The following is a 13,284-nucleotide window of genomic DNA, read 5'->3' as shown; positions in this document are numbered from 1 at the left end:
ACTTTGTGGTTCCCAACAGACGGCCCACAACCCACACCCCCACGGGGATGGTTTGTGTCAACATGTTGATAGAGTTACGGCGGCCATAGCGTCAGGGAAACGCCCGGTCACATTCCGAACCCGGAAGCTAAGACTGACAGCGCCGATGGTACTGCGAGGGGGACCTCGTGGGAGAGTAGGACACCGCCGGACACCTTTTACAGAGGGTCGTACCGTGAACACCACAGAAGGTGCTCACCGTGCGACCCTCTACCCATTTAAAGACAGGAGAGCCCTGATGAACTTGCCGGAAACGGCGAGTTCATCAGGGCTTTTCTTGTTTGTGCACCCGGTGTAGGTCGCCTGGCAGCCGTATGCGAGGGAGGTGCCCGGCACTGCTTCCACCCAGTTCCGGGCGTTCGCGTCCGGTAGAATAGGTATACAAGACGACCGAACACGATGGAAGCGGGCCGCCTATGGGAGCGATGTCGAGCATACTGCTCCTCCTCGCTCTCAGCGCCCTCGTCACACACCCCCTCGTTCGTCGTTTCGGGCGACGCATCTTCGTGGGCCTTTCCTTACTGGTCGCCGGCGTCTTCCTGGCGCTGCTGCTGATCGCACAGCCCGTCTTCGCAGGCGGTGCAATCGTCGAGACGATCGGGTGGGTGCCGCAGCTCGATTTGAGCGTGACACTGCGGCTTGACGCGGTATCCGCCCTCTTCGCGCTGCTCGTCACCGGTGCCGGCGCGCTCGTGCTGCTCTATTGTGCAAGCTACTTCGAAGACGGCGAGCAAGGGCTCGCGCGCTTCGCCGCGGTCTTCATGGGCTTCGCCACCTCGATGCTCGGCCTCGTGCTCGCCGACGACATCTACCTCCTTTTCATCTTCTGGGAGGGCACCACAGTGTTCTCCTTCCTGCTGATCGGCCATGTGACCCGCCTGCGTACCGCGAACTCCGCGGCCCTGCAGGCCCTCATGGTGACCACTCTTGGCGGGCTCGCCATGCTTGTCGGCTTTGTGCTGCTCGCCCAGCAGGCGGGCACGTCGCTGCTCTCCGAGATCGTGGCCGATCCGCCACAGGGGCCCGTGGCCACAACCGCGGTGTACCTGCTGCTTGCTGGCGCACTTTCGAAGTCAGCGATCTTCCCATTCCACTTCTGGCTCCCCGGTGCCATGGCTGCACCCACCCCCGTCAGCGCGTACCTGCACGCCGCCGCGATGGTGAAAGCAGGTATCTACCTGATCGCCAGGATCGGCCCGGGGTTCAGCGATGTGCCTGGCTATCGCGAAACCCTCGTGATTCTCGGCGCGATCACGATGCTCAACGGCGGTATTCGCGCGCTCAAGCAGTTCGACATCAAGCTCATTGTCGCCCACGGCACCGTCAGCCAGCTCGGGCTGCTCGTGATGGTGTTCGGCATCGGTGATCCGCGCACCTCTTACGCAGGCTTCGCACTGCTCTTCGCTCACGCCGTCGCCAAGGCGCCGCTCTTCCTCGCCGTGGGCATCATCGACCACTCTACGGGCACGCGCGATCTGCGAAAGCTCTGCGGGCTGGGCCGTCGCCTGCCGATCCTCACGGCCATCACCGTTGTCGCCGCCGCCTCGATGGCGGGCGTGCCACCATTTATCGGATTCGTGGCGAAAGAGTCGGCGTTCGCAGAACTGCTGAGCATCGGTGCCGCAGAGCCGCTGGCGATGTTCGCATTCGGAGTCGCCGCCGTTGGCAGCGTACTCACGGTGGCCTACATGGGGCGCTTCCTGTGGGGAGCCTTCGCAGACAAAGCCGGTACCCGTGAATGCACCATCGTGCACCGCCCGGCCGGTGAACTCTTCATCGCCCCCGCGATCTTCGCACTGCTGTCCCTCGCGGGCGGGCTGCTTGCGCCCCTCATTGATCCGCTGCTGCTGGCGATGGTGCCGCACACCGCAGCTGACGCACCTGAGCACCTGGCGCTGTGGCACGGCTTCACCACTCCGCTCGCAGTCTCGGCTGCGGTGCTGCTGCTCGGCGGGGTGCTCGCGGCGCTGCTCTCGCGCACTCGTGCGGTGATCCCGGCGCTACCCGAGCGGTTCTCCGCATCGCACGCGTACTGGGTCATGACGCACTGGCTCGACACACTTGCGCTGCGCCTCACCTCGCTCACCCAGCGCGGATCGCTGCCGTTCTACCTCGCAGTGATTCTCGTCGTTCTCGTCGGTGCCCTGGGCGGCACGCTGCTCGTCACAGGGGAGTGGCCGGCTGAAATCGAACTGATGAGTTCGCCAGTGCAGCTGCCCATCGCCGTCATCATGAGCGTGGCCGCGATCTTCTCGCTGCGGGCCCGTACCCGCTTCCAATCGGTGGTGCTGGTGGGCGTCACCGGCTACGGCATGGCCGCAATCTTCGCCATGCACGGCGCCCCCGACCTCGCCCTCACCCAGGCACTCGTCGAAACCGTCACTCTCATCGCCTTCGTGCTGGTGATCCGACGCCTCCCGCAGCGCATGGGCGCGGCGGCCAGCCGTCGCGTGCGCTGGGCGCGCGTCGCCATCGGTGTTTCCGTCGGTCTCGTGCTCGGCGCGGTCGCCGTGGTGGCGCTCGGCTCCCGAATCGACGACCCCATCTCGCTGCAGATCCCCGAGCTCGCTGCCGCGGGCGGCCACGGCTACAACGCGGTGAACGTGATGCTCGTCGACATTCGCGGCTGGGACACCATGGGGGAGCTCTCTGTGATCCTCGCCGCCGCAACCGGTGTCGCGTCGCTTGTGTTCCTGCGCACCCGCGCAGATCTCAGGCCCAAGCTGACCCGTCGTGCAGCGCGCTCCGAGGTGCGCGCTCACCTCATGCACGTCGCGGATCCGGATCACCCGGCGCAGCGGGTGTCCTGGCTGCTTGCGGGCCGTCATCTCGACCCAGCTCACCGTTCGATTCTGCTCGAGGTGGTGGTGCGACTTCTTTTCCACGGACTCATCATCCTGTCGATCTACCTGCTGCTCACCGGGCACAACACCCCCGGTGGCGGTTTCGCAGGCGGGCTCGTGGCAGGCCTCGCACTCGTCGCCCGTTACCTCGCCGGCGGCCGCTACGAACTCGGTGCGACCGTGCCGCTCGACGCCGGCCGGATTCTCGGCACCGGTCTCGCTCTCGCCGTGTCCATGGCGATCCTGCCGATGTTCTTCGGCCAGTCAGCGCTCGCCTCCGCGTGGATCGACGTCGACCTTGGACCCTTCGGCGTGCTGCCGCTGGTGACATCGACACTTTTCGACATCGGCGTCTACCTCGTAGTGTTCGGCCTGATCCTCGACGTGCTGCGCAGCCTCGGCGCCGAGATCGACGAGCACGAAGAAGCAGAGACCGCCGCCTTCGAAGAGGAGGTGAGCCGCTGATGACCATGCCACTCGTGCTCGTCGCCGTGATGGTGGTGCTCTACGCCTGCGGCGTCTACTTGATGCTCGACCGCACCCTCACCAGGCTGCTGCTCGGCTTCCTGCTCGTGGGAAACGCGACCAATCTCCTCATTTTCTTGATGTCTGGATCCTTCGGGGCTGCTCCCATCGGCGGCGGGCCGGCCGAGGGAATGAGCGATCCGCTGCCGCAGGCGTTCATTCTCACCGCGATCGTGATCACCTTCGGGGTGAGCGCCTTCCTACTTGCCCTGATCTACCGCTCCTGGCGCCTCGCCCAGGACATGGACGACAGAGTGCAAGACGACGAGGCCGACCTCGAACTCGCGACCACCGAGGCGCTCACCACCGACGAGGTCACCGACGAAGATCTCGCCGAGGCCCCGGAGTTTTCAGACGATGACGACGACGAATCGCCGCAGCAGGACCCGGATCCGCACCCTGCTGCGCATGATGCGCCGCCCGCCGCCCGCGACGCAGCAGACGCCGCCCCGCATCACGACACGAAGTCACGCAGCAGCGCTGCCGCACGAGAGGGGGAGACGCAATGATGACAGTGCTCGTACCCCTCGTGGTGCTCGTGCCGCTGGCGAGCGCAGCCTTCGCGCTTGCGGTGCCCGGCCACCGCAAGCTGCAGCAGGGCATCACCCTGTTCTCGCTGACGGCCGTGCTCGCGCTGAGCGGCACGCTAATGTGGCTCGTCGATGCGCACGGCACCCTGGTGATGGAGGTGGGCGGCTGGGCCGCGCCCTTCGGCATCGCGCTCGTGGTCGACCGTGTCTCGGCGCTCATGCTTGTTGTCTCCTCCGTGGTGCTGCTCGGGGTGTTCGTGTTCTCCATCGGCCAGGGCCTCGCCGACGGCGACGAAGACACCCCGGTCTCGATTTACTACCCCACGTACCTCGTGCTGGGGGCGGGCGTGTTCAACGCCTTCATCGCGGGCGACCTCTTCAACCTCTACGTCGGCTTTGAAATTCTGCTCGTCTCGAGCTACGTGCTCATCACCCTCGGCGGCACCGCGCAGCGCATTCGGGCAGGCGTCACCTACGTCATCGTGTCGCTCGTTTCCTCAGTTCTGTTTCTCGCCACCATCGGTCTGATCTACGGCGCAACCGGCAGCGTGAACATGGCGCAGCTGACGGTGCGTATCGCCGAACTGCCGAGCGAAGTGCAGCTGCTGCTCAACCTGGCGCTGCTCATCGCATTCGGGATCAAGGCCGCCGTGTTCCCGCTCTCCTTCTGGCTTCCCGACTCCTACCCCACGGCACCGGCGCCGGTCACTGCAGTGTTCGCAGGCCTGCTGACGAAGGTGGGCGTCTACGCAATCATCCGCAGCCAGACGCTGCTCTTTCCGCAGTCGAGCGTTGACACGCTGCTCATGGTGGTCGCCGGCCTCACGCTGATCGTGGGAATTCTCGGCGCCGTATCGCAGCTCGACATCAAACGCTTGCTGTCATTCACGCTCATCAGCCACATCGGCTACATGATCTTCGGCATCGGCATGGCGAACGCCGCGGGCTTCGCGGCGACGATCTACTACATCGCCCACCACATCATCGTGCAGACCACACTGTTCCTCGCAGTGGGACTGATCGAACGCCAGGGCGGCACGACCTCCCTCGCAGGTCTTGGTGGACTGCTACGCGCAGCCCCCGTGATCGCCGTGCTGTTCTTCATTCCGATGCTGAACCTCGGCGGCATTCCGCCGTTCTCCGGCTTCATCGGCAAGCTCGGTCTCTTCACGGTCGCAGCAGAAATCGCCACACCGGAGGCGTACTGGTTGATCGGCATCGGTGCGCTCGTGTCGCTGCTCACGCTGTATGCGCTGGCGCGGGCATGGGTGCTCGCCTTTTGGCGACCGAAGAAACGCGCCGAGGCCGAGGCACGAAGCCTCAAATCTCCGACCACCGAAACGCTCATACTGCGCGAGCGTGAGGAGGCGCTGCTGGAGCGCTTGCAGGATGCGCCCGGGGCGACTCCGAATCAGGAGAAGAAAGAGATCCCGCGTCTCATGTTCGCGGCAACCGCCGGCATGGTGGCTGTGAGCATCGCGCTCACCATTTTCGCTGGCCCGCTCTATGCCTACGCCGCGAGGGCCGGGCAAGACATGGCGGCCCCGGGCGAGATGGTGCAGCTCGTGCTCGGCGACACCCCGGGCAGTCTCGGCGGCGGCAGCGGAGACACCCGGCCTGGGGAGGACACGCGATGAGCGACACCGGATTCTCGGCCCCGCGCGCGGCACGGCGCGCTGAGTGGGGTGTGCGCCTGCACGAACTGCCCCTGCTGGTGGGGCTCGTGCTCCTGTGGACGATGCTGTGGCACGAGATCTCATTGCTGTCGGTGGTGAGCGGGATTGTGGTCGCCATCGTGGTGATGCGCGTGTTCTATCTGCCGCCCGTCGAGCTCGCGGGGCGCTTCAATGCCTGGTACGCACTGCGTTACCTGGGCTACTTCCTCTGGCACCTTGCGCTCGCATCGTGGCAGGTGGCGTGGCTCGCGGTGCGGCCAGGGCCGCCACCGCCGTGCTCGGTCATCGCGGTGCGACTGCGCACTCGATCCGATTTCATTCTCACGATGGTGGGGCTCACGACCTCGCTCATTCCGGGCTCGCTCGTCGCTGAGGTGGATCGCTTCGAGTCGATCCTCTATCTCCATGTGCTGAACACGCCGACGCAGAAGGAGATCACCGCGATGCGCCGCGAAGCCCGCCGTATCGAGCGCCTGCTCGTGATGACCCTCGGGTCGCGGGAAGAGATGAGGGAGTTGCGATGAGTGCCGCGATGCAGCTCCTCACCTTCCTCGCGGGGGCCGGGCTCACCTTTACCGCGCTTGCCGCAATCGTGCGTATTGTGCGCGGTCCCACGATCCTCGACCGCATGGTCGCCTCCGATGTACTGCTGACCACGCTCATGCTTGCCGTCGGCGCCGACATGGTGGTGCGCGGGCACACTGACACGATCCCACTCATGACGGTCATCGCCGCAACCGCAACGTTCGCGACCATCGTGGTGGCGCGCTACGTGAAGCGCCGGGCCGAGTCGCCACGGCCGCCAGAGCCGCGGAAGGGGGCCGGCCATGTTTAGCCTCGAACTCGTCGAGCAGCTCATGGATTTCGCCGCGGTGGTGTGCGTGCTGCTCGCCGCGGTGCTGTCGGTTGCCGCAGGCATTGGCCTGCTGCGCTTCCCGGACGCGCTCAGCCGACTGCACGCGGCGACGAAGCCGCAGATCTTCGGCCTGCTGCTCGTCATTGCGGCCATTGCGCTCGATCAGCGCTCCTTCGCGACGCTGTTGGCGCTGATCCCCGTGTTCGTGTTCCAGTCGCTCACCGCGCCGATTGCAGCGCACATGGTGGGCCGTGCCGCCTACCGCACCGGCCAACTCGACGACGACACTCTCGTCATCGACGAGCTCGGCCCGGCGATCGAGCAGGCTGCGCAGCGGGAAGAAGATTCCGGCCGATAGTGGCCCCGCATACACCAGGGGACCCCGGGCCGTAGCCCGGGGTCCCCTGCACCGCCTTCCGAATTATGCGTCCACGAGGTAGCGGCTGTATGCCGGCACCGTGAGGAAGGTGGGGAAGTCATCCCCGAGTGCGACGTCTTCGAACAGCTCGGCTGCGTCGTCGTAGCGGTCGCCCTCGAAGCGGGTGAAACCGGCGACGGCCTCTCGCACCAGCTCGGTAACCCAATCGCGAGTGATGCGGGTGCCCTCGGCGGTGGACTGATCCTGGTGGATCCACTGCCAGATCTGCGAGCGGCTGATCTCGGCGGTGGCGGCATCCTCCATGAGGTTGTCGATTGCGACAGCGCCGAGGCCGCGCAGCCAGGCCTCGATGTAGCGGATGCCGATCGAGACGTTCTCGCGCACACCGGCTTCGGTGATGTCGCGACCGATGTGCACGTCGAGCAGCTGCGCAGCGGTTACCTCGACGTCGTCGCGCTGGCGGTCGACCTGGTTGGGACGGTCGCCGAGCACGGCATCGAACTCGGCCCGGGCCACGGGGATGAGGTCGGGGTGGGCCACCCAGGTGCCGTCGAAGCCGTCAGTGGCTTCGCGCTGCTTGTCGGCGCGCACCTTCTCCTCGGCGCGGCGGGTGACCTCGGGGTCGCGGCGGTTGGGGATGAACGCGCTCATACCCCCGATGGCGTGGGCGCCACGCTTGTGGCAGGTCTTCACGAGCAGTTCGGTGTAGGCGCGCATGAAGGGCACCGTCATGGTGACTTCGCTGCGGTCGGGGAGCACGAAGCGTGCGCCGCGGCCGCGGTAGTTCTTGATGATCGAGAAGATGTAGTCCCAGCGGCCGGCGTTGAGGCCTGCGATGTGGTCGCGCATCACGTAGAGGATCTCTTCCATCTCGAATGCGGCGGGGAGCGTCTCGATGAGCACAGTCGCGCGGATCGTGCCGTGGTCGAGGCCAAGCGCCTGTTCGGTGTAGGTGAAGATGTCGTCCCACAGCTTCGCCTCCTCGCTCGATTCGAGCTTGGCGATGTAGAAGTAGGGGCCGCGGCCGCGTGCGACGAGCTCGCGCGCATTGTGGAATGCGTAGAGGCCGAAGTCGACAAGGCTGCCGGAGGCTGCGCCTGACTGGCCCTGCGCATCGACGAAGCGCATGTGCTTCTCGACGAGGTGCCAGCCGCGGGGGCGCATCACGATGGTGGGGGTGCGTTCGGCGGTGACGCGATACTCCTTGCCTTCGGGGCTGGTGTATTCGAGCTGTTCGCGGATCGCGTCGAAGAGCGACAGCTGGCCGCCGATGACATTCTTCCAGGTGGGGCTGGTGGCATCCTCCTGGTCGGCAAGCCAGACACGGGCGCCCGAGTTCATCGCGTTGATGGTCATCTTCGGGTCGGTGGGGCCGGTGATCTCGACCCGGCGGTCCTCCAGGCCGGGGCCGGGGCCTGCGACGCGCCAGCTCGTATCTTCGCGGATCGCGCGGGTGTCGTCGCGGAACTTCGGATCGCGGCCGTTGCCGATCTCGTAGCGGCGGCGCTGCCGATCTGCGAGACGCTCGTGACGGGTGCTCGCGAAACGGTGGTGCAGTTCGGTGAGGAACTGCAGAGCCTCGGCGGTGAGGATCTCGTCGCTGCGGTCGAAGGGGCGGCCGGTGACCTCGATGCGCGGGCCGGCGGTGGAGGTGGCGGTCTGCTGCTGCGGGGCCGCCTGGGTGGTGATCATGATCGTATCCTTCGTGGTGTCCGTGAAGCGGATTGCGGTGTAGTTCCATCCTGAGGGGCGGATCGCGGGTCGATCTGCCCATTAGAGAGGTGAAGATTTGCGATTCTTCTGCTTGTCGGAAAAATGCTTGTCTGGCAGCATGGAGGCATGACCCTTCTCGACCGTGCTGATCCGCACCGCACAGATGCGCTCCGCAGCTCCCGCCTGCTCCGCAGCGATGAGGCTCGTGGTGCGGCCGCCCAGTCCGAGGCGGAAGAGGGCGGCGACGCCCTCACCCTCGGACGACGCATTCGTGAGCGCCGCACCGAGCTGGGGCTCACCCTCGAACAGCTCGCGGCCGCCGTCGACCGGGCACCGTCGCAGCTTTCCGCAATCGAGAATGGCAAGCGCGAGCCGCGGCTGCCACTGCTGCGCGCTATCGCCGCCGAGCTCGGGTCAACCGTCGACGAACTCCTCGTCGACGAGGCCCCGAGCGAGCGCGCCGCCCTCGAGATCGCGGTGGAGCGCGCGCAACGGGGCTCGGTCTTTCAGTCGCTCGGGCTGCAGCCGATCCGCGTGTCGAAAGCGACGAGCGACGAAACACTGCGCGCGCTTCTCGGCCTGCACCAAGAAGTCGAGCGGCTCAACCGCGAACGCGCCGCAACCCCCGAGGAGGCGCGTCGCGCAAACACTGAGCTGCGCGCCGAGATGCGCGTCGCCGGCAACTACTTCCCGGAGCTTGAACGGGCCGCGTCGCAGTTGCTTGACAGCGTGGGTTACGGGGGAGGGCCCGTGTCGCAGCAGGCCATTTCGACAGTGGCTGAGCGCTTGGGCTTCAGCCTGCACTACGTATCCGACATGCCGCACTCGACGCGCTCGGTGATCGATCGCCGCAACGGCCGCATCTACCTCAGCAGCAACCTGCCGTCGCGCGACGCCCGCGCACCCATCCTGCGCGCACTTGCGAGCTTGGTGTGCGGCCACGAAGAACCCCGTAACTACGGCGACTTTCTGCGCCAGCGGGTCGAGGCGAACTATCTCGCCGGGGCGGTGTTGCTGCCGGAATCGTCAGCGGTGGAGCTGCTCGCTGAGGCGAAGCGGCAGCGGCAGATTTCGATGGAGGATCTGCGCGATGCCTTCGGCGTCTCCTACGAAATGGCGGCGCACCGTTTCACGAACCTCGCAACCGAACGGCTTGGCTTGCAGGTGCACTTCATGAAGGCGCACGAATCGGGCACCCTCATCAAGGCCTACGAGAACGACGGGGTGCGCTTCCCTTCTGACGCGCTCGGCAATCTTGAGGGTGCAACAGTGTGTCGAAACTGGACCGCCCGCACCATCTTCGGCCAGCCCGATCGCTTCAATCCCTGGTACCAGTACACCGACATGGCTGCGGGCGGCACCTACTGGTGCACCTCGCGGGTGGAGAAGGCCAAAGAGGGCCTCTACTCGGTGAGCGTGGGGGTGCGCTTCGAAGACGTGAAGTGGTTTCGAGGGCGCGAGACCTCGCACCGCTCGCAATCATTCTGCCCCGACGACCGCTGCTGCCGCCGGGCGTCGAGCGAACTGACGCGCAAGTGGGAAGCCGCGGCCTGGCCAGAGGCCGCAACGCCGACGAGTCTGCTCGCCGCACTCCCTGTCGGCACCTTCCCCGGCGTGGATACCAACGAAGTCTATGAGTTTCTCGACTCGCACGAGTGAATGGCGCTGGCGGGATGCGCGGGTGCCAGGGGCTGCGATAGCGTAGAGGGATCAAGCCGGACGACCGCTTGCGGTATCGAGATGAAATTGGGGGAGACATGACCGCTCAGAATCATGCCCGTCGCGCCGATCACACCGAGGCGCGCTCCACCCAGCAGTTCCGCGAAGACCTGGGGGCGCTGATCCACGCTCGTGCGACCGATCTCACGATCGATGAGCGCGAGGCCGTGGAGGCGCTGCCCTCGGGTGCTGCGCTGCTCGTCGTTCGTCGAGGCCCCGACCTCGGAGCGCGCTTCCTGCTCGACCAGGATGTCACCGTTGCCGGCCGGCACCCCGCCGTCGACATCTTCCTCGACGATGTCACTGTGTCGCGGAGGCACGCCGAGTTCCATCGCAAGGGCACGAGCTTCTCGGTTGTCGATCTTGGTTCGCTCAACGGCACCTTCTGCGACGGCTCTCGCATCGCCGGCGAAGTGCCGCTCGCAGACGGGGCAGAGGTGCAGGTGGGCAAGTTCCGCTTCACCTTCTTCGCCTCGCGTTTCGACCTCGGCGAGGTTGCCTGACATGGCGGCCGCCGCGGCAGCCCCATCGCAGGCAGGAAGCCTCCTCAGCATCGGGCAGGTGCTTGCCTGCCTGCAAGATGACTTCTCGGATCTCACCCCTTCGAAGCTGCGCTTCCTGGAAGAGCAGGGGCTCATCACCCCCGAGCGCACCAAGTCGGGCTACCGCAAGTTTTCGCAGCGGCACATCGAGCGCCTGCGGCTGATCCTCACACTGCAGCGCGATCACTACCTGCCATTGAAGGTGATCGCGGAGGTGCTTGACGAGATCGATGCCGGCCGCGATCCGATTATTCCCGGAGCTTCGCAGCGCAGTGCGTCGATGATCCTCGCGCCGCAGCGGGTGCTCAGCAGTGAAGAGCTGCGCCGTGCTACGGGTGCGAGCACTCGTTTCCTTGGCGAGGCGATCGCTGCGGGTCTGCTCCCTGCCGCAGAGGTGTTTCCGCATGACGCGGTGGCGCAGGTGGCTGCGCTGCTGAAGCTCGCCGAGCGCGGTATCACGCCGCGGCATCTGCGTTCGCTGCGAGTGTCGGCGGAGCGCGAAGCTGAACTCATCGCGCGAGCGGTCTCGACGCGCGGGGTGAAGGGCGGCACACCGCTCGGCACAGAAGATTCGCTCGAGCTGGCCGGCCATCTCGACACGGTGCGCTCCGGCGTGTTGCGGCGGCGTTTCGGAGGTGTCTGATCGGCGTCAGATCGGCGTGATTTCAACCTTCAACTTCTAGTCGAGGTCGATACTCCGAAATTGACCATCGACGGTCGTTGCACGGTGCCTGGCATCTGGGTACCGTTAGGGGAGTTCGGTGCCCCGCGCCGTTCGATCCGTGAAGAAAGGAAGACGATGGAGAACACTCAGCAGCCGTCTGGCGAGACGGCTTCTCCGTCGCCGGCCGACGCCCCCGAGAGCGCAGAGAGCACTCCCATCAGCGGAGCAGAGCCCCTCACGATCGATCCTGATCTGCTCTTCGACGACGGGCTGCCGAAGCCCAACCAGGAGGGCGGGTTCAAGGGTGCCACCGCCGCCCGCGCCGCGGGCATCACCTACCGCCAGCTCGACTACTGGGCCCGCACCGGCCTCGTCGAACCCACCGTGCGCAGCGCACAGGGCTCCGGCTCGCAGCGCCTCTACGGATTCCGAGACATCCTCGTGCTGAAGCTTGTGAAGCGCCTGCTCGACACGGGTATCTCACTGCAGCAGATCCGCACCGCCGTCGCGCAGCTCCACGAAGCCGGCGTGCACGACCTCTCTCGCACCACGCTCATGAGCGACGGCGCCAGCGTCTACCTCTGCACCTCGAACGACGAGGTCATCGACCTCGTCAGTCGTGGCCAGGGCGTTTTCGGTATCGCCGTCGGCAAGGTGCTGCGCGAGGTCGAGACCTCGCTCGTCGACATGGACGAGCATCGCGAGCAGGCCGATACCGCCGTAGATGAACTCGCCGTACGTCGCCAGGTGCGCAAGAAGATCTCCTGAATCTTACCGGGCGCCCTCGGTGCCCCGCATATGCAAAAAGCCCGGCGCAAGCCGGGCTTTTTGCGTACGCGCTAGTCTTCCACGACAGTGGCGGTGCGGCCAGGCCGCGACTTCGCCTCGCGCGCCGCATCCATCCCCGCGGAGCGCAGCACCCTGTCGAGCACCATGTCGAAGTTGCCGGCCATCTCCTGCGATGCCTCGCCCGGCCACATGTGCACAGGCTTCGCTGCACCCTGCGCCTGCTGCAACGAGGTGCGCTCAGGCAACTGGGGGTTGAGCACCAGCGGGCCGAACATCTCGCGCAGCTCGCGGATGCGGAACTGATGCTCCATCGACTGCGGCTGCGTGCGGTTGATGAGAATGCCGAGCGGCTGCAAACGCGGGCTCACACCGCGGCGGATCTCCTCGATCGCACGCAGTGCGCGGTCGGTTGCGGCGACGGCGAACAGGCTCGGCTCCGCAACTACGAGCACCCGGTCGCTTGCGGCCCACGCCGTGCGGGTGAGAGCGTTGAGCGACGGCGCGCAGTCGATGAGCACGAGATCGTACTCCGACTCGACGACGGCAAGCGCTTCTTCGAGCTTCCAGATGTCGCGGGTCGAGGGGTGCGGGCCATCGAAGTTGATCGCCGAAGGGCTGCCGACCAGCAGGTCGATCGAACCGCCCTCGTGATATTCGTTCCAGCCGCTGCTTGCGATCGCAGCACGAACGGTCTTCTCTTTGGGATTCTCGAGAATGTCGGCAACCGTCGCATAGCCGTCGGGGTTGACCGCGAGACCGGTGGAGACATCGGACTGCGGATCGAAGTCGACGACGAGCGTGCGCAGGCCCCGGGAGAAGGCGGCCGAGGCCAGGCCGAGCGTCACGGTCGTCTTACCGACGCCGCCTTTGAGGGAACTCACACTCAAAACATGCACGTGGCAAGTTTAGTCGATACCGCACTGTGATCATCCAGAGTATTGCGAGAGACAATCGCCCGAATCCGTATTTTCACCCTCGAAAGCACCCTCGGCGGGGTGGCAAAGAGGCG

General features: G+C 65.9%; 12 protein-coding genes and 1 rRNA gene. 11 read left to right on the top strand and 2 right to left on the bottom strand.

The window, feature by feature from the left end; genetic code table 11:
- Nucleotides 1-75 precede the first annotated feature (75 nt).
- The 7 genes from rrf to mnhG all read left to right on the top strand — a co-directional run bounded on the left by rrf (nt 76) and on the right by mnhG (nt 6,827).
- Nucleotides 76-192 (top strand): 5S ribosomal RNA (gene rrf / locus WFL22_RS05430).
- A 263-nt stretch (nt 193-455) separates the two neighbouring features.
- Nucleotides 456-3,347, top strand: coding sequence for a Na+/H+ antiporter subunit A (locus WFL22_RS05425; protein WP_442918954.1), 2,892 nt, complete (start codon nt 456-458; stop codon nt 3,345-3,347).
- Nucleotides 3,347-3,916, top strand: coding sequence for a Na(+)/H(+) antiporter subunit C (locus WFL22_RS05420; RefSeq protein ID WP_336650767.1), 570 nt, complete (start codon nt 3,347-3,349; stop codon nt 3,914-3,916). Before WFL22_RS05425 ends, WFL22_RS05420 begins: the two co-directional genes overlap by 1 nt.
- Nucleotides 3,916-5,574, top strand: coding sequence for a Na+/H+ antiporter subunit D (locus WFL22_RS05415; protein WP_336991810.1), 1,659 nt, complete (start codon nt 3,916-3,918; stop codon nt 5,572-5,574). The genes WFL22_RS05420 and WFL22_RS05415 overlap by 1 nt, the downstream gene beginning before the upstream one ends.
- On the top strand, nt 5,571-6,137 hold the full coding sequence (locus tag WFL22_RS05410; protein WP_336650768.1) for a Na+/H+ antiporter subunit E: 567 nt from the start codon (nt 5,571-5,573) through the stop codon (nt 6,135-6,137). Before WFL22_RS05415 ends, WFL22_RS05410 begins: the two co-directional genes overlap by 4 nt.
- On the top strand, nt 6,134-6,448 hold the full coding sequence (locus WFL22_RS05405) for a monovalent cation/H+ antiporter complex subunit F (protein WP_336650769.1): 315 nt from the start codon (nt 6,134-6,136) through the stop codon (nt 6,446-6,448). The genes WFL22_RS05410 and WFL22_RS05405 overlap by 4 nt, the downstream gene beginning before the upstream one ends.
- On the top strand, nt 6,441-6,827 hold the full coding sequence (mnhG, locus tag WFL22_RS05400; RefSeq protein WP_336991774.1) for a monovalent cation/H(+) antiporter subunit G: 387 nt from the start codon (nt 6,441-6,443) through the stop codon (nt 6,825-6,827). Before WFL22_RS05405 ends, mnhG begins: the two co-directional genes overlap by 8 nt.
- Nucleotides 6,828-6,890: 63 nt before the next feature.
- On the opposite strand, the gene aceB is transcribed toward mnhG, so the two are convergent.
- Complete coding sequence (gene aceB, locus WFL22_RS05395) at nt 6,891-8,540, bottom strand: malate synthase A (protein WP_336991773.1); 1,650 nt, start codon at nt 8,538-8,540, stop codon at nt 6,891-6,893.
- Between the two features lie 147 nt (nt 8,541-8,687).
- Between aceB and WFL22_RS05390 the strand changes: the two genes are divergently transcribed.
- From WFL22_RS05390 to WFL22_RS05375, 4 genes are all read left to right on the top strand, one after another.
- Complete coding sequence (locus WFL22_RS05390; protein ID WP_336650772.1) at nt 8,688-10,220, top strand: helix-turn-helix domain-containing protein; 1,533 nt, start codon at nt 8,688-8,690, stop codon at nt 10,218-10,220.
- A gap of 98 nt (nt 10,221-10,318) precedes the next feature.
- Nucleotides 10,319-10,783 carry an FHA domain-containing protein gene (locus WFL22_RS05385; protein WP_336991772.1) on the top strand — a complete coding sequence of 155 codons (465 nt, stop codon included), beginning with the start codon at nt 10,319-10,321 and terminating at the stop codon, nt 10,781-10,783.
- 1 nt (nt 10,784) lies between these two features.
- Nucleotides 10,785-11,465, top strand: coding sequence for a transcriptional regulator FtsR (ftsR, locus tag WFL22_RS05380; protein WP_336650774.1), 681 nt, complete (start codon nt 10,785-10,787; stop codon nt 11,463-11,465).
- 156 nt (nt 11,466-11,621) lie between these two features.
- The gene (locus WFL22_RS05375; protein ID WP_336650775.1) at nt 11,622-12,254 is read left to right on the top strand and encodes a MerR family transcriptional regulator; all 633 of its coding nucleotides are present in this window, start codon (nt 11,622-11,624) and stop codon (nt 12,252-12,254) included.
- 71 nt (nt 12,255-12,325) lie between these two features.
- Here the strand turns inward: WFL22_RS05375 and WFL22_RS05370 are convergent, their stop codons facing one another.
- Complete coding sequence (locus WFL22_RS05370) at nt 12,326-13,156, bottom strand: ParA family protein (RefSeq protein ID WP_336661054.1); 831 nt, start codon at nt 13,154-13,156, stop codon at nt 12,326-12,328.
- Nucleotides 13,157-13,284 lie beyond the last annotated feature (128 nt).

The organism is Leucobacter sp. VD1 (assembly GCF_037150695.1).
In the GTDB taxonomy this organism is placed as follows: domain Bacteria; phylum Actinomycetota; class Actinomycetes; order Actinomycetales; family Microbacteriaceae; genus Leucobacter.
The sequence above is the reverse complement of the archived record's forward strand: the minus strand, read 5'-3'. Positions and strand labels throughout refer to the sequence as shown.